The sequence below is a fragment of the Rhizobium phaseoli genome (genome assembly GCF_003985125.1).
Taxonomy (GTDB): Bacteria; Pseudomonadota; Alphaproteobacteria; order Rhizobiales; family Rhizobiaceae; genus Rhizobium; species Rhizobium phaseoli.
Map to the genome: position 1 here is coordinate 260,057 of NZ_ML133568.1, position 19,696 is coordinate 279,752.

16 protein-coding genes are annotated in these 19,696 nt (G+C 61.9%); 11 read left to right on the plus strand and 5 right to left on the minus strand.

What is annotated here, in order from left to right:
* Nucleotides 1-164: 164 nt before the first annotated feature.
* The 11 genes from EFD56_RS09160 to EFD56_RS09210 all read left to right on the plus strand — a co-directional run bounded on the left by EFD56_RS09160 (nucleotide 165) and on the right by EFD56_RS09210 (nucleotide 15,449).
* Nucleotides 165-428 (plus strand): hypothetical protein, encoded by a 264-nt coding sequence (locus EFD56_RS09160; protein ID WP_126905107.1) that lies wholly within the window; start codon nucleotides 165-167, stop codon nucleotides 426-428.
* A 386-nt stretch (nucleotides 429-814) separates the two neighbouring features.
* Nucleotides 815-2,158 carry an adenylate/guanylate cyclase domain-containing protein gene (locus EFD56_RS09165; RefSeq protein ID WP_126905108.1) on the plus strand — a complete coding sequence of 448 codons (1,344 nt, stop codon included), beginning with the start codon at nucleotides 815-817 and terminating at the stop codon, nucleotides 2,156-2,158.
* Between the two features lie 155 nt (nucleotides 2,159-2,313).
* Entirely contained in the window at nucleotides 2,314-4,203 is a 1,890-nt protein-coding gene (locus EFD56_RS09170) for an ABC transporter ATP-binding protein (protein ID WP_126905109.1), read from the plus strand.
* Entirely contained in the window at nucleotides 4,203-6,110 is a 1,908-nt protein-coding gene (locus EFD56_RS09175; RefSeq protein WP_126905110.1) for an ABC transporter substrate-binding protein, read from the plus strand. The genes EFD56_RS09170 and EFD56_RS09175 overlap by 1 nt, the downstream gene beginning before the upstream one ends.
* A gap of 3 nt (nucleotides 6,111-6,113) precedes the next feature.
* Nucleotides 6,114-7,112 (plus strand): ABC transporter permease, encoded by a 999-nt coding sequence (locus tag EFD56_RS09180; protein ID WP_016736520.1) that lies wholly within the window; start codon nucleotides 6,114-6,116, stop codon nucleotides 7,110-7,112.
* Nucleotides 7,112-8,284: an ABC transporter permease gene (locus EFD56_RS09185; protein ID WP_004679756.1), complete on the plus strand. Its 1,173-nt coding sequence runs from the start codon at nucleotides 7,112-7,114 to the stop codon at nucleotides 8,282-8,284. Before EFD56_RS09180 ends, EFD56_RS09185 begins: the two co-directional genes overlap by 1 nt.
* A 96-nt stretch (nucleotides 8,285-8,380) precedes the next feature.
* Nucleotides 8,381-9,586, plus strand: a complete 1,206-nt coding sequence (locus tag EFD56_RS09190) for a glycosyltransferase family protein (RefSeq protein ID WP_126905111.1) — start codon at nucleotides 8,381-8,383, stop codon at nucleotides 9,584-9,586.
* 10 nt (nucleotides 9,587-9,596) lie between these two features.
* Nucleotides 9,597-10,844 (plus strand): glycosyltransferase, encoded by a 1,248-nt coding sequence (locus tag EFD56_RS09195; protein WP_126905112.1) that lies wholly within the window; start codon nucleotides 9,597-9,599, stop codon nucleotides 10,842-10,844.
* Nucleotides 10,841-11,986, plus strand: coding sequence for a glycosyltransferase family protein (locus tag EFD56_RS09200; protein WP_126905183.1), 1,146 nt, complete (start codon nucleotides 10,841-10,843; stop codon nucleotides 11,984-11,986). The genes EFD56_RS09195 and EFD56_RS09200 overlap by 4 nt, the downstream gene beginning before the upstream one ends.
* A gap of 181 nt (nucleotides 11,987-12,167) precedes the next feature.
* Nucleotides 12,168-14,882: an ABC transporter ATP-binding protein gene (locus tag EFD56_RS09205; RefSeq protein ID WP_126905113.1), complete on the plus strand. Its 2,715-nt coding sequence runs from the start codon at nucleotides 12,168-12,170 to the stop codon at nucleotides 14,880-14,882.
* 99 nt (nucleotides 14,883-14,981) lie between these two features.
* Nucleotides 14,982-15,449 (plus strand): cyclic nucleotide-binding domain-containing protein, encoded by a 468-nt coding sequence (locus EFD56_RS09210; protein ID WP_116276458.1) that lies wholly within the window; start codon nucleotides 14,982-14,984, stop codon nucleotides 15,447-15,449.
* An 88-nt stretch (nucleotides 15,450-15,537) separates the two neighbouring features.
* Here the strand turns inward: EFD56_RS09210 and EFD56_RS09215 are convergent, their stop codons facing one another.
* The 5 genes from EFD56_RS09215 to EFD56_RS09235 all read right to left on the minus strand — a co-directional run bounded on the left by EFD56_RS09215 (nucleotide 15,538) and on the right by EFD56_RS09235 (nucleotide 19,358).
* Nucleotides 15,538-16,275, minus strand: a complete 738-nt coding sequence (locus EFD56_RS09215; protein WP_126905114.1) for a metallophosphoesterase — start codon at nucleotides 16,273-16,275, stop codon at nucleotides 15,538-15,540.
* 237 nt (nucleotides 16,276-16,512) lie between these two features.
* Complete coding sequence (locus EFD56_RS09220; RefSeq protein ID WP_126905115.1) at nucleotides 16,513-16,803, minus strand: type II toxin-antitoxin system RelE/ParE family toxin; 291 nt, start codon at nucleotides 16,801-16,803, stop codon at nucleotides 16,513-16,515.
* Complete coding sequence (locus EFD56_RS09225; protein WP_126905116.1) at nucleotides 16,800-17,261, minus strand: hypothetical protein; 462 nt, start codon at nucleotides 17,259-17,261, stop codon at nucleotides 16,800-16,802. The genes EFD56_RS09220 and EFD56_RS09225 overlap by 4 nt, the downstream gene beginning before the upstream one ends.
* Nucleotides 17,262-17,412: 151 nt before the next feature.
* Nucleotides 17,413-17,946 (minus strand): alpha/beta hydrolase family protein, encoded by a 534-nt coding sequence (locus tag EFD56_RS09230; protein WP_126905117.1) that lies wholly within the window; start codon nucleotides 17,944-17,946, stop codon nucleotides 17,413-17,415.
* Between the two features lie 80 nt (nucleotides 17,947-18,026).
* Entirely contained in the window at nucleotides 18,027-19,358 is a 1,332-nt protein-coding gene (locus tag EFD56_RS09235; protein WP_126905118.1) for an MFS transporter, read from the minus strand.
* Nucleotides 19,359-19,696 lie beyond the last annotated feature (338 nt).

A 19,696-nucleotide genomic window follows, 5' to 3' on the forward strand; every position in this document is an offset into this window, starting at 1 on the left:
CTTTCAAACGGGGAACAGGGAAAGCTGATCTAATGCATCATCGCGGTGAATTAAACCCGATCCCCTCGTCTCTCCTCGCGACGATCGAAAGGCTGTATATGCCCGGTAAGGCCCCTCACCCCATCCTCTCTCCGCGAGGAGACAGGAAGCAAAGGCGAAATGTGATGGCGACGTCGAAAATTGATGGCGATGGTGTTGATCAATACCGCATTTTGCTACGTGTCATGGGAGACGTGTTGGTAGAAATTCGAGCGACTGAAAATTTGCAGAAAGCAAAGATTTTATCGGATGTCTTTCATAACGTCCCCGCCGGCATCGCAAGCAGATTCACACCCGAGGCGATCGAAAAGGATGTTTACCAAAGAGCGGCTCGACTCAAATGCGAGAAGCAGGTGGATTTAATGTTTGCATCGGCACGGCGACCTTGAACCGGTAAAAAGCGCCCGTCGCTCGACCAGAAGCAAAGGAAATCGACGTGCAGTGGCCGGCCCTGCAGTCCTTAGCCAGGTGTGGCTAAAATGCCCCGGCACAATCCTTTGTTGCAACTTTGGAGCACAAAAAAATCCTCGTCCCCATTGTTTCGCACATGCAGCACCCCTATTTTGACTTTTGATAATGAACCGCTGTGAAAGGACTACCCGTCCGGTTCCCGCCCGGGGAGCTGAGGGGCGCCGTTGCCGGGCTTTCGGCAGATCGTTGACACAATATTACCGCTCGTACATCCTGATTTCCTTGTGACCTGCGCATGAAAATGCGCCGGCCGAAGGATTTTTGCCTCTTGGGGATGGCGTGCCTTATGAGGATCATACCGAGAATGAGCACGATCGAATCCAGCGTGTCCTCCATCCTGTTGGACCGGGTCGCTGAATGGCTGACCAACTCTTCGCTGGCCGGCGACGAGCTTGAAAACATTGTGCGCGGTTTCTGCGAAAGGCTTGCCGCCGCCGGCCTGCCGATCGCACGCGTGCACCTGACGTTCTCGATGCTGCATCCGCTTTACGATGCGCTGAGCTTCACCTGGCGGCGCGCCAGCGGCGTCACCATCGAGGGCTTCCGCATGCCGGCCGGGCAGAAGCCGGACCGCTTCCTGCAGAGTCCCTATTATTACCTGCTCGACAACAACCTGCAGCACATCCGCCGCCGGCTGAGCCAAGAAGGGCCGGCCGAATTCCCGATCTTCGAGGATCTGCGCAAGGACAAGATCACCGACTACCTCGCCTTCGTGCAGCCCTTCGGCGACGGCTCGGTGCAGGGCATGATGGGCTCGTGGTCGACCGACCACAATAATGGCTTTTCCGACGACATGATCGATGCGCTGCTGCGGATGCAGAACCATCTGGCGGTCGCCGCCAAGATGGCGGTGCTCGGCAAGCTCGCCAACAATATGCTGACCACCTATCTCGGCGGCGACGCCGGCAAGCGGGTGCTGAACGGCCAGATCCGCCGCGGCGACGGCGAGACGATCCGTGCGGCCCTCGTCATGGGCGACATGCGCGAATCCACCATGTATGCCGAAAAGGAAGGCCGCCAGGCCTATATCGACACGCTGAACCAGTTTTTCGACGCGATCGCCGCCCCCTTCAACCGCAATGGCGGCGAAATATTGAGCTTTCTCGGCGACGGCTTCCTGGCCGTCTACCCCTGCGGGCGCCACAAGGACCCGTCGAAAATCGCCTGCGAGGCAGCGCTTTCGGCCGTCCACCAGGCACAGGCGCGGGTCGCCGAACTCAACGGCGAACGCGAGCAGAAGGGCCTCAGCAAGATCGGCTACGGCATCGGCCTGCATGTCGGCAACGTCATGTTCGGCAATGTCGGCCTGAAAGACCGCCTGACCTTCTCCGCCTTCGGATCGGCGGTCAACGAGGTGCAGCGGCTGCAGATCCTGACCAAGAAATACGGCCGCGAGGTGGTCGCCAGCCAGGCCTTCGCCGGTTATTGCGGCGGCGAGTGGACGCGGCTCGGCGAAGAGAAGCTGCGCGGCATCCGCCAGAAGGTGACGGTGCTGCAGCCGCGCGCGCCGGCCCCGGAGATCCATGTCGACGAACATTTCCGCGAGGCCGTGCAGAACGGGCTTTCCGAAGCCGAGCAGGTCATTCTGCTGCACCGGGACGCGAAGAAACAGGTCAAGCGCACCAGCATGGAGAAGTTCATCCAGTAAAACGCCAGGCCGGCACCGATAAAATTGCGTGTTTCGTCCGCACCACCACGGCGAAAGGCGGCAATATCCCCTTGATTGTCATCAGCTAGACACCCCGTTTGCGGTACGATAGTGTGCCTTAACGGGAACATAGAAGACTGGGGAATTTCATTGGTATGGCGTCCGCTGCCGATTTGTTGCGTATTGAGAACCTCGATATCTCCTTCTCCGTTTTCGGCGACCGGCTGCGTGTCGTAAAGGAAGCCAATCTCCGCATCCTTCCGGGCAAGGTCACCGCTCTCGTCGGTGAATCCGGCTCGGGCAAATCGGTGATCAGCCAGGCGATCATGGGCATCCTGCCCAATCCGGCCAAGGCGTCGGGCAGCATCCTCTTCACCGATCCGCTCGACAACAGCACGACCGATATCCTCTCCCTGTCGCGCGACAGCGAGGACATGCGCGACCTGCGCGGCCGGCGCATGGCGACGATCTTCCAGGAGCCGATGACCTCGCTGTCGCCGCTGCACACGGTCGGCAACCAGATCAGCGAAGCGCTTTTGATCCACACCGAGATCGACAAGCAGGAGGCGCGTGAAAAGACCGAGGAAATGCTCGGCCTCGTCGGTTTTTCCAATCCGCACCGCACCTACGACATGTATCCGTTCGAATTGTCCGGCGGCATGCGCCAACGCGCGATGATCGCCATGGCGCTGATCTGCAAGCCGGCGCTGCTGATCGCCGACGAGCCGACGACAGCGCTCGACGTGACGATCCAGGCGCAGATCCTGGAATTACTGCGCGACCTGCAGGCCAAGCTCGGCATGGCGATGCTGCTCATCACCCACGATCTCGGCATCGTCGCCAACATGGCCGACGAGGTGGTCGTCATCTATCACGGCGAAATCATGGAAGCCGGGCCGGTCGAGGCGATCTTCCGCAATCCGCAGCATCCCTATCTCAAGGCGCTGATGGCCGCCGTTCCGCATTTCGACATGAAACCCGGCGAGCGGCTGAAGGCGCTGCGCGATGTGCCGGTCAATCTCGAGACGCTGGTCGGCAAGAAGAAGCCGCTGCAGGCGGAGACGCCGGGCACGCTGCTGTCCGTCACCAATCTCTCGAAGACCTACAAGACGCGCAGGCGCAGTCTCCTCGGCAGGCAGGAGGCCACCGTCGTGCGCGCCGTCGACGATGTCAGCTTCGACATCCGCCGCGGCGAATGTCTCGGCCTGGTCGGCGAATCCGGCTGCGGCAAGACGACGCTCAGCAAGATCCTGATGCGCGCCGTAACGCCCGACAGCGGCGCGGTCGTGTTCAACGACGGCAAGGATGTCATCGACGTGCTTGCCGTCAAGGGCGCCGAACTGCAGGATATGCGCACCAAGATCCAGATGGTGTTTCAGGATCCGGTCTCCTCGCTTTCGCCCCGCATGACGGTGCGCAACATCTTGAGCGAACCACTGGAGATCCATGATCGCGGCGACAGCGCCGAGCGCAAGCGCAAGGTCGAAGGACTGATGGGGGCGATCGGCCTCGACAAGCGTTATCTCAGCCGCTACCCGCACAGCTTCTCCGGCGGCCAGCGCCAGCGTATCGGCATTGCCCGCGCGCTTGCCCTCGGGCCGAAACTCGTCATCCTCGACGAACCGGTCTCCGCACTCGACGTCTCCGTCCAGGCGCAGATCCTCAACCTCTTGAAGGATCTGCAGAAGGAACTGGGGCTGACCTATCTGTTCATCTCGCACAACCTCGCCGTCGTCGATTACATGGCCGACCGCATCGCCGTCATGTGCAAGGGCCGCATCGTCGAGATCGCGCCGCGCGAGATCATCCTGCGCGATCCGGTGCATCCCTATACGAAATCGCTGCTCGCCGCCGTCCCCTTCCCCGATCTCGACCGGCCGCTCGATTTCAAGGCGCTGCGCGAAAACGGCGCCGCCGACAAGCAGAACTGGGGGAAAACCTTCACCGCCGAGCATGACGATGCCGCCGAGCTTGCCTATGCCGATCTCGGCGACGGCCATCTCGTGCGCGCCCGCAAGGGCGCCGATATCAGGGAGTTGCGCTGATGGTAACGCGTCGCACCTTTTTGGGCGGCCTTGTCGGCGCCGCGATCGCCCCGGCGGTGCTTCGCGCCGAGCAGGCAGTCGAGCCGGAATTCCTCAAGGAGCGGTTGGCCGCAGGCAGCCTGCCTGGCATGGCCGAGCGCATTCCCGCCCGTCCGCGCATCGTCAATTTGAAGGAGATGGGGCTCGAACCCGGGACCTATGGCGGCACGGTGCGCACCATCATCGGCAGCCAGCGCGACATCCGCTTCATGACGATCTACGGCTATTCCCGCCTGGTCGGCTACGACAAGCACCTGCAGTTCCAGCCTGACATTCTCGCCGACTTCCGCTCCGAGGACGACACGGTCTTCACCTTCACGCTGCGCGAAGGCCATAGATGGTCCGATGGCGAGCCGTTCACCGCCGACGATTTCCGCTACTGGTGGGAAGACGTCATCCTGAACGACAAGCTGACGCCGGGCGGCGGCGCGCTCGAGCTTCGACCGCACGGCAGCCTGCCGCGCTTCGAGATGCTCGATCCGCTGACGGTGCGCTATACGTGGGAAAAACCCAATCCGATGTTCCTGCCGACGCTCGCAGGTCCCCAGCCGCTCGTCATCTTCGGACCGGCGCATTACCTCAAGCAGTTCCATAAGAAGTTCCAGCCCGACCAGGCGAAGATGGAACAGATGATGCAGACGAGCCGCGTCAAGAAGTGGCAGGATCTGCACATCAAGATGGCGCGCTCCTACCGTCCTGAGAATCCCAACCTGCCGACGCTCGATCCCTGGCGCAACACGACGGCGTTGCCGGCCGACCAGTTTGTCTTCGAGCGCAATCCGTTCTTCCACCGGGTCGACGAGACCGGCAGACAGCTGCCCTATCTCGACCGCTTCGTCCTCAACGTCTCCTCCTCGTCGATCATCGCCGCCAAAGCGGGTGCCGGCGAAGCCGATCTGCAGGCGACCGGCATCGATTTCAACGACTACACCTTCCTGAAGGAGGCCGAGAAGCGCTTCCCGGTGAAGGTCAATCTCTGGAAGGTGGCGCGCGGCTCGCGCATCACGCTGCTGCCGAACCTCAACTGCGCCGACGAGGTGTGGCGCGGCCTGTTCCGCGACGTGCGCCTGCGCCGGGCGCTGTCCCTCGCGATCGACCGGCATGAGATCAACATGGTCGCCTTCTACGGCTTGGGCACGCCGAGCGCCGATACCGTGCTGCCCGACAGCCCGCTGTTCAAGCAGGAATATGCCGACGCCTTCGTCAAGTTCGATCCCGACGAGGCCAACCGCCTGCTCGACGAACTCGGCTTGACCAAACGCGACGACGACGGCATCCGGCTGCTGCCGGACGGCCGGCGCGCCGAGATTACCGTCGAGACCGCCGGTGAAAGCAATCTCGATACCGACGTGCTGGAGCTGGTGCACGATCACTGGGCCAATATCGGCCTGGCGCTCTATACCCGCACCTCGCAGCGCGATATCTTCCGCAACCGCGCCATGAGCGGCACGATCATGATGTCGATCTGGTACGGCCTCGACAATGGCGTGCCGACGGCCGACATGTCGCCGTCCGGGCTCGCCCCGACGCTCGACGATCAGCTGCAATGGCCGCTCTGGGGCATGCACTATCTCTCTGCCGGCCAGGAGGGTGTGGCGCCCGACCTGCCGGAGGCGGCCGAACTGATCGATCTGCTCAACCAATGGGGCTCGACGGCGAAGTTCGAGGAGCGCCAGGCGATCTGGCACAGGATGCTGTCGCTCTATACGCAGCAGGTGTTTTCGATCGGCCTGATCAACAGCACGCTGCAGCCGATCCTTCGCGCCGCCAAGCTGCAGAACCTGCCCGAGAAAGCCCTCTACGGCTTCGATCCCACCTCCTATCTCGGCATCTACATGCCGGATGCATTCTGGTACAAGGAGGCCTGAGGCGTGCTCAGATATATTCTCTGGCGCATCGCCGCCATGGTCCCGACGCTCTTCGTCATTTCGGCGCTGGTCTTCACCATCATCGAACTGCCGCCCGGTGACTTCTTCGAGAGCCAGATCGCCGAGCTGCGCGCTTCCGGCGAGACCGCCAATCTCCAGGAAATCGAGGAGATGCGCCAGCAATACGGCTTCGACAAGCCCGAGATCGTGCGCTATTTCTACTGGGTCGGCGGCATGCTGCACGGCGATTTCGGCTATTCCTTCGAATACCAGCTGCCGGTGTCCGACGTCGTCGGCGACCGGCTGTGGCTGACCATCCTCGTCTCCTTCACGACGATCCTGCTCACCTGGCTGATCGCTTTTCCGATCGGCATCTATTCGGCCACGCACCAGTACAGCTGGGGGGATTACGGGCTGACCTTCCTCGGCCTGCTCGGCATCGCCATTCCGAACTTCATGCTGGCGCTGATCCTGATGTATTTCGCCAATGTCTGGTTCGGTCTGTCGATCGGCCATCTGATGGGCCAGGAATATATCAACGAGCCGATGAGCTGGGCGAAGGCGAAGTCGATCCTCGCCCATCTGTGGATCCCCGTCATCATCGTCGGCACCGCTGGCACGGCCGGCATGATCCGGCGCCTGCGGGCCAACCTGCTCGACGAGATGCAGAAGCAATATGTGACGACCGCCCGCGCCAAGGGCCTGCATCCGATGCGGGCGCTGGTCAAATATCCGTTGCGCATGGCGCTTAACTTCTTCATCGCCGATATCGGCTCGATTCTGCCGTCGATCATCTCGGGCGCGGAAATCGTCGCGATCGTGCTGTCGCTGGAAACGACCGGGCCGATGCTGATCAAGGCGCTGCAGAGCCAGGACATGTATCTCGCCGGCTCATTCCTGATGTTCCTCGCCTTTCTCAACGTCATCGGCGTGCTGATATCCGATATCGCCCTCGGCTTCCTTGATCCCCGCATCCGTCTGCAAGGCAGGAGCACCAAATAATGTCGCCCCTTCCCGCACCCGGCGCGCCGCTTCCGCATTACGTCTCGACCGCGCCTTTCGATCCGCATGCGACCGAAACCATGACGGCGGCGCAATCGCGCATCCATCTCGCCTCGCAGAAGCATCTGATGTGGTGGAAGTTCAAGCAGCACAGGCTGGCCTTGATCTCCGGCATCTTTCTCGCCGTCGTCTACCTGATGATCCTGATCGTCGAGTTCCTGGCCCCCTACGGCCTGCACACCCGCAACGTCGATTTCATCCACGCGCCGCCGCAGCGCGTCCACTTTTTCGATAAGGGGGAGTTCGTCGGCCCCTTCGTCTACGGCCGCAGCATGACGCTCGATCTCGACACATTGCGCAGGGTCTATACCGACCGGCCGAACGACGTGCAGCCGATCCGTTTCTTCTGCCGCGGTGATTCCTATAAATTCTGGGGCCTCGTCGCCTCGAACTATCATCTGGTCTGCCCGTCGATCGGTGGCCAGATGTTCCTGCTCGGCACCGATCGGCTCGGCCGCGACGTGCTCTCGCGCATCCTCTACGGCGCGCGGATATCGCTGACGATCGGCCTGATCGGCATTTCGATCAGCTTCGTGCTCGGCATCGTCATTGGCGGTCTTGCCGGCTATTGGGGCGGCGTGTTCGATCTCATCGTCCAGCGCCTGATCGAGGTCTTGCAATCGCTGCCGAGCCTGCCGCTTTGGATGGCGCTCGCCGCCATCATGCCGGTGACCTGGAGCCCGATCGTCATCTATTTCGGCATCACCGTCATCCTCGGCATTATCGATTGGACCGGGCTAGCGCGTGCCGTTCGCTCCAAGCTGCTGGCGCTGCGCGAGGAAGATTACGTGCAGGCCGCCCAGCTGATGGGCGCCAGTACGCCGCGCATCATCGGACGCCATCTCGTGCCGGGCTTCATGTCGCATCTCATTGCCTCGGCAACGATTTCGATCCCCGGCATGATCCTCGGCGAGACCGCGCTCTCCTTCCTCGGCCTCGGTCTGCGCCCGCCGATCACCAGCTGGGGCATTCTGCTAACCGAGGCAAAAAGCGTCAGCGTCATCGCCTTCTATCCTTGGCTGCTCTTTCCGATCATTCCTGTTGTTCTTGTCATTTTGGCGTTCAACTTTCTGGGAGACGGCTTGCGTGATGCGGCAGATCCCTACAAATAGCAGAAAAGCCGGCGGCGCCTCACGGCATCGCCCCCGCCTCATGGCCTCCGGACGGTGGGGGTGCTAACAATGTTGTTCACCCCGGAGGGAACGCCCATGGCCAGACGTCTCGAAGATGCACGCATCCTCATGTACAGCCACGACACCTTCGGCCTCGGCCATCTGCGCCGCTGTCGCGCCATCGCCCATGCGCTGGTCGAGGATTATCGCGGCCTCAACATCCTGATCATTTCGGGTGCGACGATCGCCGGCGCCTTCGACTACCGCGCTCGCGTCGACTTCGTGAAGATCCCGAGCGTCATCAAGCTGCGCAACGGCGAATATACCTCGCTCGCCAGCCACATCGACCTGCACGAGACGCTGAAGATGCGCGAATCGAGCATCCGCCACACGGCCGAGACCTTCCAGCCCGATATCTTCATCGTCGACAAGGAGCCGATGGGGCTGAAGGGCGAGATCGAGGATACGCTCGCCTATCTCAAGGCCCGCGGCACCGTGCTGGTGCTCGGCCTGCGCGAGATCATGGACGCGCCGCATCTGCTCGAGGCCGAGTGGAAGCGGAACGGCATCATGCAGAAGATCGACCAATATTACGACAGCGTCTGGGTCTATGGTCCGCCTGACTTCTACGACCCGCTGATCGGTCTCGACGTGCCGGCCAGCCTGCGCCGGAAGATGGATTTCGTCGGTTTCCTGCAGCGCAGCGTCTCCAAGGGCAAGACCTCGATCAACGCCCGCAAGGATAATTACCTGCTGGTCACCACAGGCGGCGGCGGCGACGGCTCCGATCTCGTCCACGACGTGATGAACGCCTACGAGGCCGATTCGACGCTGACGCAGAAGGCGCTTGTCGTGCTCGGGCCCTATATGCCGGCGGCCGAACGCGCCAAGCTGGTGCAGAAGGGCGAAGCCATTCCCTATATCGAGGTGATCGAGTTCGACAACCACATGGAAGAGCTGATCGACGGCGCCACCGGCGTCGTCGCCATGGGCGGCTACAACACCTATTGCGAGATCCTCTCCTTCGACAAGCCGGCTCTCATCGTGCCGCGCGTCAAACCGCGCGAGGAACAGCTGCTGCGCGCCAAGCGCGCCAGCGAACTCGGCCTCGTCGATATGCTGCTGCCGGACCAATCGGCCGATCCGACTGTGATGGCCGAGGCGCTGAAGCGTCTGCCCTCCCGCCTGCCGCCGTCGAAAAGCGGCAGCAATATGCATCTCGAAGGGCTCGACCACATCTCGCAGACGGTCGGCCGATGGATCGATGGCCGCGCCAGCCACCTTTCCCTCGTCGCGGAATAGGGCACAGCCTTTGCCGCCACGCCGCAAGATTCTCGTCGTGCTGAAAGGCTATCCCCGCCTTTCGGAAACCTTCATCGCCCAGGAACTGCTCGGCCTCGAAAAGGCCGGCTTCGACCTGACGCTGATCTCGATGCGCCGGCCGACCGACAAGAAGCGCCATCCCGTGCATGACGAGATCAAGGCGCGCGTCGTCTACCTGCCGGAATATCTGCACGAGGAGCCGATCCGGGTGCTGAAAGGCCTCATCGCCGGCTTCTCCAGACCCGGCTTCAAGGCGCTGATCAAACGCTTCCTGGCCGACCTGCCACGTGACCTCTCCCGCAACCGCTTCCGCCGTCTCGGCCAGGCGCTGGTGCTGGGTCGCGAATGGCCGGATCACGGCGAGTGGCTGCATGCCCATTTCATCCATACGCCGGCCTCGGTGACGGAATATGCGAGCATGCTGACGGGCACCCCCTGGAGCTGTTCGGCGCATGCCAAGGACATATGGACCTCGCCCGACTGGGAGCTCACCGAAAAACTGAAGAGCGCCCGTTGGACCGTCACCTGCACCCGGACGGGCTACGAGCACATGCGCATGCTGACATCGCGCAAGGATGCAGTGCATTTGAGTTACCACGGTCTCGATCTCGCCCGCTTCGGCCACTTTGCCAGCGCGCGTTCGCAGCGGACCGGCGATGAGCCGAACGATCCCGCCCTCATCTTGAGCGTCGGCCGCGCCGTCGAGAAGAAGGGCTACGACGTGCTGCTGCGCGCACTCGCCCTGCTGCCCGCCGACCTGCACTGGCGCATGGACCATATCGGCGGCGGCGAGGCGCTAGCGAAGCTGAAGACGCTCGCCGCCGACCTCGGCCTCTCCGGCCGCATCGTCTGGAAGGGCGCCCTGGCGCAGGACGATGTGCTCGATCACTACCGCCGCGCCGACATCTTTGCGCTGGCCTGCCGGATCGCCGCCAACGGCGACCGCGACGGCCTGCCGAACGTGCTTGTGGAAGCCTCGAGCCAGCGGCTGGTCTGCGTTTCGACCGACGTGTCCGGCGTGCCGGAACTGCTGAAGGACGGCGAAAACGGCCTCGTCGTGCCGCCGGAAGATCCGGCTCTGCTGGCGAAGGCCCTGACGGCGGCAATCCGCGACCCGGCGCTGCGCAAGCGTCTCGGCGATGCCGCCGAAAGGCGGGTGCGCGAAGAATTCGACTATCATTCCAGCATCCGACAGCTCAGCGGCCTGTTCGAGGCCGAATGGCAGAAGGCGTCATGACGGCACCGCGCATCTTCTTCTACGTCCAGCACCTGCTCGGCATCGGCCACATCGCCCGCGCCAGCCGCATCGCCAATGCCCTCGTCAAGGACGGTTTCGACGTCACCGTCGTGACCGGCGGCCTGCCGGTACCGGGCTTTCCCGGTGAGGGCGTCAAGACCGTGGCGCTGCCGGCGGTCGTCGCCAGCAATGCCGGCTTTTCCGGCCTCGCCGATGCCGAAGGCCGCCCCGCCGGCGAGGAATTCCTCCATGCCCGCCGCGATCTGCTGCTTGCGGCCTTTCATGCCGCAAGGCCCGATGTCGTCATCATCGAAGCCTTCCCCTTCGGCCGCCGACAGATGCGCTTCGAACTGCTGCCATTGCTCGCGGCGATCGAAAAGGCCGAGCCGCGGCCGAAACTCCTGAGCTCGGTCCGCGACATCCTGCAGGAAAACCGCAAGGCCGGCCGAGACGCGGAAACCGCAGCCCTGGTCAGGGATCATTTTGATGCCGTGCTCGTCCACGGCGATCCCGCCTTCGTCAAGCTTGAGGACACCTTCCCGCTGACGACAGAGATTGCCGACAGGGTGCGTTATACCGGCCTCGTCACCGCGCCGCCGGCGCCCGAACCGACCGAAACATTCGATATCATCGCTTCGGCGGGCGGCGGCGCCGTCGGCGCCGAACTGATTGGCGCGGCGAAAGAGGCGGCAGCGCTCATGCCGGACAAGCTTCGCTGGCTGCTGATCGCGGGGCCCAACCTGCCGGAGGCCGATTTCACCGCGCTGTCGCAGGACGCCCCCCCAAACGTGACGCTGGTGCGCTTCCGCAAGGATTTTCCCTCGCTGCTGCGCGGCGCCAAAGTCTCGATCTCGCAGGCCGGCTACAACACGGTCGGCGACCTCATGCGCAGTCCATGCCGGGCAATCCTCATCCCCTTCGTCGCCGGCGGCGAGACCGAACAGACGGTGCGCGCCGAACGGCTGCAGGCGCTTGACCTTGCCGACATTCTGCCGGAACAGGGGCTGACGCCGGCCCATGTGAAAGAGGCGGTCGAAAGGGCGCTTGCAGCATCCCGGCGCGGGCCGGTCTCGCTCGATCTCGAGGGGGCGGAGAAAACCGCCGGCATCATTCGCTCGATGATTGCCGAATCGCTCGCCTAATTCAAAATTCCTGTGATATAAGCAAAGTTCCGGCGAGAATCGGCCTTTCCACAGCCGGTCGCTTCGCCTTGTTTTCATTGCGATATCGGCGGTCCGGCTACATGGTTCGTTCTCAAGGATTTCTCCCGTCCCGGCGCCCGGATCGCGCCTCCGGAATTTCCCAGCAAGCTGACGGTTAGCCATGGAAAAAAGCCTCGCCCGCTACATCTGGAAGAACACGCGGCTGCAGCAGCTGTGGATCCTGGCTGTCGTCGCCGCCTCGATGGTGCCCTATTTCCTGTCCTTCGACCTGCCGAAGCAGATCGTCAACGGACCGATCCAGGGCGACGGCTTCGAAGGTCCCGGTGCAACCCAGACCTTCATGCACATAGCCTACAATATTCCGCTGATCGGCCATGTCGAATTCTTCCAGGGCGTGCAGCTCAACCGCTTCCAGATGCTGATGGCGCTCAGCCTGGTGTTCCTGGCGCTGGTGGTGCTGAACGGCCTCTTCAAATTCTACATCAACACCTATAAGGGCCGGCTCGGTGAACGCATGCTGCGGCGCATCCGCTTCGAGCTCATCGACCGGGTGCTGCGGTTTCCGCCTGCGCATTTCAAGCGGGTGAAATCGGCCGAGATCGCCACCATGATCAAGGACGAGGTGGAGCCGATGGGCGGCTTCACCGGCGATGCCTTCGTCTCGCCCGCCCTGCTCGGCGGCCAGGCGATCACCGCGCTCGCCTTCATCATCGTGCAGAATTTCTGGCTCGGCATGATCGCCGCCGGCATCGTCGGCGTCCAGGCGGTGGTCATTCCCCGCATGCGGAAACGCCTCTTGGACCTCGGCCGCCAGCGGCAGCTGACGGCGCGCGAGCTTTCCGGCCGCGTCGGCGAAATCGTCGACGGCATCGGCACGATCCACGGCAACGACACCTCCAACCTCGAACGCGCCGACATCGCCTCCAGGCTCGGCCGCATCTTCTCGATCCGCTACGATCTTTACCAGTGGAAATTCCTGGTGAAGTTCATCAACAACTTCCTCGCCCAGGTCACGCCTTTCCTGTTCTACGCGATCGGCGGTTACCTAGCGCTGCAGGGCCGGCTCGACATCGGCCAGCTCGTCGCCGTCATCTCAGCCTACAAAGATCTGCCCGGACCGCTGAAGGAACTGATCGACTGGGACCAGATGCGCCAGGACGTGCAGGTGAAGTACCAGCAGGTCTACGAACAGTTCAACGTCGAGCCGCTGATCGACAGCCGTATTCAGGAACTGGCTACCACCCCCGTCGGCGCGCTGACCAGCGCACTCGTCGTCACCAATCTCTCCCTCTCCGACGACAGCGGCGCCCGCCTGGTCGACCACGTCTCCGTCGAGATCAAGCCGAATGAGACGGTTGCGATCGTGGGCCCGAACGGCAGCGGCGCGGAAGCCTTCGCCGAAGCGCTCGGCCGGATGATCTGGCCCGATTCCGGCCGCATCACCATCGATGGGCGCGACCTGCTGGACCTGCCGGAATCGATCACCGGCCGGCGCATCTCCTATGCCTCGGCCGACACTTTCTTCTTCCATGGCTCGCTCGCCAGCAATCTGCTCTACGGCCTCAAGCATGCGCCGATGACCGATGCCGTCTACGACGAGAAGGAAGCGCTCGAATATAAATGGCATTCCATCGAGGCGGTGAAGGCCGGCAACCCTACCCTCGACCTCAACAGCGACTGGGTGGATTACCAGGCGGCCGGCGCCAGCGGGCCGGAGGACCTGCTGAAAGCCATCCGCCCGGTGCTCGACGCCGTGCTGATCTCGCAGGACATCCTCGATCTGGCGCTGCGCTCGAACGTCAACACCGACGTGCATGTGGCCGTCAGCGACCATGTCGTCGCCCTGCGCGCTTCGCTCAGGGACCGGCTGCGTGACGAGGGGCTGGACGGCATCGTCGTCCCCTTCGATTTCGACGCCTACAATGCCCAGGCGACGGTCGGCGAGAACCTGCTTTTCGGCACGATGAAGCGGCCGCTGATGACCAACCGCCGGCTGGCCGCCCATCCCTATTTCCAGCAGCTGTTCCGCGAGACGGGCCTCAGCACCGATCTCTACGCCATGGGCCTCGAGATCGCTGAGAACGCCGTCGAACTCTTCCACGACCTGCCGCCGGACCATCCGTTCTTCCAGCAGCTGACCTTCATGACGGCGGACGACATTCCGACCTACCAGGCGCTGCTGCAGAAGCTGCAAAGCCGCCGCTTCGAGGATGCGACGCCCGAGGAGCGCTCAGCCATCATCCGCCTGAGCTTCGCCTATATCGAGCCGCGTCACCGCTTCGGCCTGCTGACCGACGAGCTGATGGACAAGATCGTCAGCGCCCGCAAGCAGTTCCACGAGCATATCCCGGCCGATCTCGCCGAGCTGATCGAGCGCTACGACGCCGAGCGTTTCACGCCGTCGGCCAGCCTGATGGACAATGTGCTGTTCGGCCGCATCGCCTATCAGCAGGCCGACGCTTCCGACCGCATCCGCGCCATCATGGGCGAGCTTTTCGACGCGCTCGATCTTTATGACGATGTCCTGTCGATCGGGCTGGAATTCGACGTCGGCTCCGGCGGCAAGCGGCTGACCATGGTGCAGCGGCAGAAGCTGAATCTGGCCCGTGCATTGCTGAAACGCTCGGACTATTTCATCTTCAACCGGCCGCTGTCGGCGCTCGATCAGCGCGTCCAGGACCAGATCACCCGCAACATCATTGAGGACCTGCATAAGGAAGGCGAGCGGCCGGCGATCATCTGGGTGCTTTCCAATGCGCGGCTCGCCGAGATGTTCGACCGGATCCTGCTCTTCGACCGCGGCGGCTTGGCCGAGGCCGGAAACTATCCGGAGCTTTCCGAGAAAAACGGTATGTTCAAGGAACTGTTATCGTAATATTCTATGGGAGCGGCGATGGTAGGCATTCCCTAGGGAATGCCCGGAATTGAAGGCGCCCGGTTCGAAGAACCCTGCGCCCAGGGGATTGAAACGCTAATGCTGTTGAGAGACGAAGTCGAAATGCTGCGACGGGTGCCGATCTTTTCGAGGATTGCGCCGGCAAAACTCAAGCTTTTGGCCTTCACCTCCGACCGCATGACCTACAAGGCCGGTCAGGATCTCTTCCATCAGGGTGATGTCGGCGACGCCGCCTATGTCATTCTTTCCGGCACCGCCGACATCATCGTCTCCTCGCCGGCCGGCGAGATCAAGGTCGCCGACGTCGAGCTCAATTCCATCGTCGGCGAAATCGCCATCCTCTGCGACGTCTCGCGCACGGCAACGGTGCGCGCCACCTCGCCGCTCGAAGTGCTGCGCATCAGCAAGGAACACTTCCTGAAGCTGCTCAGCGACTTCCCCGAAATGGCCGTCGAAATCATGCGCGTGCTCGCCGACCGCCTGAACCACACCACCGCGGAACTGACCGCGGCGCGGGCGGCAAAGCAGCCGCAGATGGCGCAGTAAAAGTCGCCGAACCAGAATTGCTCCACAGCAAATACAAAGACCGAACCGGCTGTAAACATCATGCAGTCCGGAGGATCTTGCGGGCGTTTCAACGGGTCTGGAAGAGCTTCATCCGGCGACCATGGATCAGAAGCGCGCTCAAAACACCTGTTTCGCAGGCGCCGGTATCCAGGTTGATCCTGTGTTGGTTGCTGAGAACGACATCGGCGATGGGCGTGTGACCATGGATGACGGCCAGCCCATTTTCATAAGGCCCCGCCGAAGACAGCCACGGCTCGCGAATCCACGCAAGGGTTTCTGCAGTCTGGCGATCGATCGGAACCTCGACGTCTATGCCCGCATGGACGAAGAGCAGGTTTCCGAACCGGAGCTTTAGAGGCAGCGAATGCAGCCATTCAATTGTATGGCGTCCTAGAAGCTCGGACACTCGGTCTTCCCATCCGTCACGGGGGTCAACGCCAAGTTCCTCGAAGAATTCGGTACCGCCATGCGTCAGCCATCGCTCCATCATCTTGGCGTCAGGCGCGCGAAGCAACTGAAGCAATCGATGCTCATGATTTCCGATCAGGGTACAATTGGTGGCACCGGGAATGCCCTGCATGGCCAAGCTGAGCGCCCGCACGCTTTCCGCGCCACGGTCAATCAGATCGCCGAGATGGATGCAATAAGCAGCGCGCGGAGAGATGAGGTCAAATTCATGGGCGATACCGGCATGCATTTCTTGGAGAAGATCAGCGCATCCATGCACGTCGCCTATCGCGCAAATAGCCGTCGCTTCATCGATTTCGCGGATGGAGGGCATCCATTCTGAACAGGCTATGAGCATTCGACCTTCCCGGGATTGGATATCGTCAAAGAGGGATAAAAGTTCGGCCTGAAGGCCAAGGTGGCCAGGCTATGTTAAGAGACCAGAAAACCGCCGCGCAGTCCCACTACACCACGGAAGTTGGTCATGTGGTTTGTTTCGCTCCTTGCAGCAAACGGCGGGCATCATTGGTTCAAGCTCTGTTCGATGTCAGCGTACGATTTGGAACGGTTCTTGTTCCGCCTCTAAGGCTTCAAACTAAGATCTCGGCGGCCATTGCTGGGCGCCATGAAGAAGGCGCAATATTTCCACCCGCTGCGCCTTTCTGTCGATGCGATAGATCAGCAGAAATGCGGTGCGCGGAATGACCAATTCCCGTGTTCCCTCGAGACGACCGCTGCGTCCTGCTTCGGGGTGATCGGCGAGCATTTTGGCCTGATGCCGGATAACATCATCCAATGCGATCGCAGCCTGTGGATTCTGGCTGAAGATGTGCCGAATCTGACCCTCCCGATCGAGAAGAGCCTGGTGCAGCCACTTGACGATCAAGCCTTATCTCCGGATTCGAGCTGCGCCAGCAGTTCGGCCCGAAGCTTGTCCATTTGCTTTTCGGCATCCTCCGCACTGATCCAGACCGCATTCGGATCATCGGCTTGGCGGATCGCGTCTTCGACCTGTTCGCGGAACCACTTGTCATATTCCGCCGCCTCATGGGTCCGACGCAGGGCGGCGGCCCGGTCCGGCCGCGAAGCCTTGTCGGGAGTGTAATCGGCTGCATCGACATCGAACTGCGAGATGCCGACATCCTTGAGATAGGAAACCAGGGTGTCCATGCGCCTGAACACACGCACCTGCCGGCTACGTTGGGCAGCGAGCGGACGCTCCGCCTTGCCGTAGCGGATGACGACGGACCAGCCGCCGGTTTTGCCGACGACATGCGCGGCATCGACTGCTCCTGCATCGACAAGGCGGGAAAGGGTCGAATGATCGATGGTTTCTGCGGTCACGGCATATCCTCGCTGATCATGGATATCATATTGCAATTAATTATAGGTTGCAATGCAATCAATAATTGGAGCTGCAGCCGCAAATGAAAGCCTGCATGTTCGCAAAACCACGGCGTCCGGCCCGCGCCGACGCAAGCGCCACAAATATGCGCTATGCGAACAGGAAACGGCCTTCAATGAACGCGGCGATATCGGCCCGTAACGGCGATTCGCATGCAAGCGCATCGATGCGGTAAAAATCGTGCTGCTTGCCGGCATAGGTTTTCCAACGCTGGGCAACAGCGTGGTTCCAGCTTACATGTGGCCGATATGGATCGAGCTCTCCCCAGACGACCATTGTAGGGATATTCAATGGAGACGTTTCGAAGCGCAATCTGGTTGATGACACGCAGATCAGCCCCTGGAGCTCCAGACCCTCTTTGACCGCATTCCACAAAGCGGTTCCACCGGCGCTGAAACCAACCCCTAAGCACGTGCGTCCGTCAATCTCGCGAACTGCCCGAACCGCATGCCGCATGCCGTCTTCGTTGAAAAGATGGTGGTGAAGTTCGTCTCCGCGCAGACCAGGTCGACCACTCAGGTCGGCCAGTTGCAATACGCGGTGCTGAGAGCACCCAACCTCCGATAGGTCGGCAAAGGTTTCGGGAAAGCCGTGGATATCGCTAACGACCAACAAATATTGCATCAATTCGGCGGTGCCGCTCTTCGATACGATAGAGGATGAGACGGCACGCCGGGCTTGCCGGCGTGCTGCTGCGGTTCGACCTATTCGCGCTGTTCCAGCGCCTTGCTGAAGGCGAGTGCGGCCAGGGTGCAGATGGCGCCGGAGAGCAGGTAGTAGCCGACGAAGGTCAGGCCGAAGCGGCTGGAGAGGCTGAGCGCCACCAGCGGTGCGAAGCCGGCGCCGATCAGCCAGGCGAGGTCCGAGGTGAAGGCAGCACCGGTATAACGATAGCCGCGGCCGAAGCGCGACGAGATCGAGCCGGTTGCCTGGCCGAAGGACAGGCCGAGCACGCCGAAGCCGATAATCACGAAAGCGTCGTGGCCGTTATTGCCGGATGCGATCAGGATCGGTCCGACAAAGCTGAAGACGGCGATGATGACGGCGCAGATGGCAAGCTGGGCGCGCCGGCCGATGCGGTCGGCGATCAGCCCCGAGGCGATGATCGCGACGATGCCGACCATGGCGCCGACCACCTGCACCACCATGAAGGCGCCGATCGGCTGGTTGCCGTAAAGGCTCATCCAGCCGAGCGGGAAGATGGTTACGAGGTGGAACATGGCAAAGCTCGCGAGCGGCACGAAGGCGCCGATCAGAATGTCGCGGCCGTGAACGCGCAGCACCTCGAGGATGGGTGCTGCCTCCAGCTCGTGCTGTTCGAGCAGCGTGCCGAATTCCTTGGTCATGACCAGGCGCAGACGCGCAAACAACGCCACGACATTGATCGCGAAGGCGACGAAGAAGGGATAACGCCAGCCCCAGGAGAGGAAATCCTCGCTGGAAAGATTGGCGACGAAATAACCGAACAGCGTGCTCGCCAGCGCAAAGCCGATCGGTGCGCCGAGCTGCGGGATCATCGCATACCAGCCGCGGTGATTGGCCGGCGCGTTGAGCGCCAGCAGCGAGGCAAGCCCATCCCAGGCGCCGCCGAGCGCAAAACCCTGGCCGAGACGGAAGAGCGCCAAGAGCGCGATCGACCAGACGCCGATCTCCTCGTAACCCGGCAGGAAGGCGATCGAGGCGGTCGAGCCGCCGAGCAGGAAGAGCGCGATCGTCAGCTTGGTGCCGCGCCCATACATCCGGTCGATGGTCATGAAGACGACGGAGCCGACGGGACGGGCGAGGAAGGCGAGCGAGAAGATGGCGAAGGAATAGAGTGTGCCGGTCAGCCGGTCGGGCGCGAAGGGAAAGACGAGCTGCGGAAAGACCAGGACCGAGGCGAGGCCGTAGACGAAGAAATCGAAGAATTCCGACATGCGGCCGATCACCACGCCGATGGCGATGCTGCCCGGTGATACCGGCTTGTCGTCGTGAATGCGCCGCGCGTCGCGTTCCAGCGACGACGACGACGGTCCGTAATGCGATGTTGTTGCCATAAACGCCTCCTCGTTAAGGCGCTTCCGGCAAGGCGCCCCAAGCGTGATCTTGATCAAACCTGCAGGCTTATCAAGTCCGTGAGACTGAAATAGTTCATCATCACGGCCCAAATGAAGCGGAGACCGAAAAAACTGCGTGATCCGGACGGCGATTTCCCCTGCAAATGCTGGCCTGACCGGCTGTTGCGGATATATTGGATTGAAACATGCGCGGGCGTAAAATCCTTCTATATTTCATCAGGATTTCAAAGCACTAGCGCCCAATGATTTTTGCCGCAGTGCGGCATGTTTGCTGCACTGCGACCTTCCGCCTCATGTCGCTATCCGGTTCAGTGCTT

Coding starts and splice junctions, on each gene's coding strand:
- EFD56_RS09170 (WP_126905109.1), top strand. CDS start 2,314: ATGGCGTCCGCTGCCGATTTGTTGCGTATTGAGAACCTCGATATCTCC.
- EFD56_RS09205 (WP_126905113.1), top strand. CDS start 12,168: ATGGAAAAAAGCCTCGCCCGCTACATCTGGAAGAACACGCGGCTGCAG.
- EFD56_RS09165 (WP_126905108.1), top strand. CDS start 815: ATGAGCACGATCGAATCCAGCGTGTCCTCCATCCTGTTGGACCGGGTC.
- EFD56_RS09185 (WP_004679756.1), top strand. CDS start 7,112: ATGTCGCCCCTTCCCGCACCCGGCGCGCCGCTTCCGCATTACGTCTCG.
- EFD56_RS09235 (WP_126905118.1), bottom strand. CDS start 19,358: ATGGCAACAACATCGCATTACGGACCGTCGTCGTCGTCGCTGGAACGC.
- EFD56_RS09160 (WP_126905107.1), top strand. CDS start 165: ATGGCGACGTCGAAAATTGATGGCGATGGTGTTGATCAATACCGCATT.
- EFD56_RS09215 (WP_126905114.1), bottom strand. CDS start 16,275: ATGCTCATAGCCTGTTCAGAATGGATGCCCTCCATCCGCGAAATCGAT.
- EFD56_RS09200 (WP_126905183.1), top strand. CDS start 10,841: ATGACGGCACCGCGCATCTTCTTCTACGTCCAGCACCTGCTCGGCATC.
- EFD56_RS09230 (WP_126905117.1), bottom strand. CDS start 17,946: ATGCAATATTTGTTGGTCGTTAGCGATATCCACGGCTTTCCCGAAACC.
- EFD56_RS09190 (WP_126905111.1), top strand. CDS start 8,381: ATGGCCAGACGTCTCGAAGATGCACGCATCCTCATGTACAGCCACGAC.
- EFD56_RS09210 (WP_116276458.1), top strand. CDS start 14,982: ATGCTGTTGAGAGACGAAGTCGAAATGCTGCGACGGGTGCCGATCTTT.
- EFD56_RS09175 (WP_126905110.1), top strand. CDS start 4,203: ATGGTAACGCGTCGCACCTTTTTGGGCGGCCTTGTCGGCGCCGCGATC.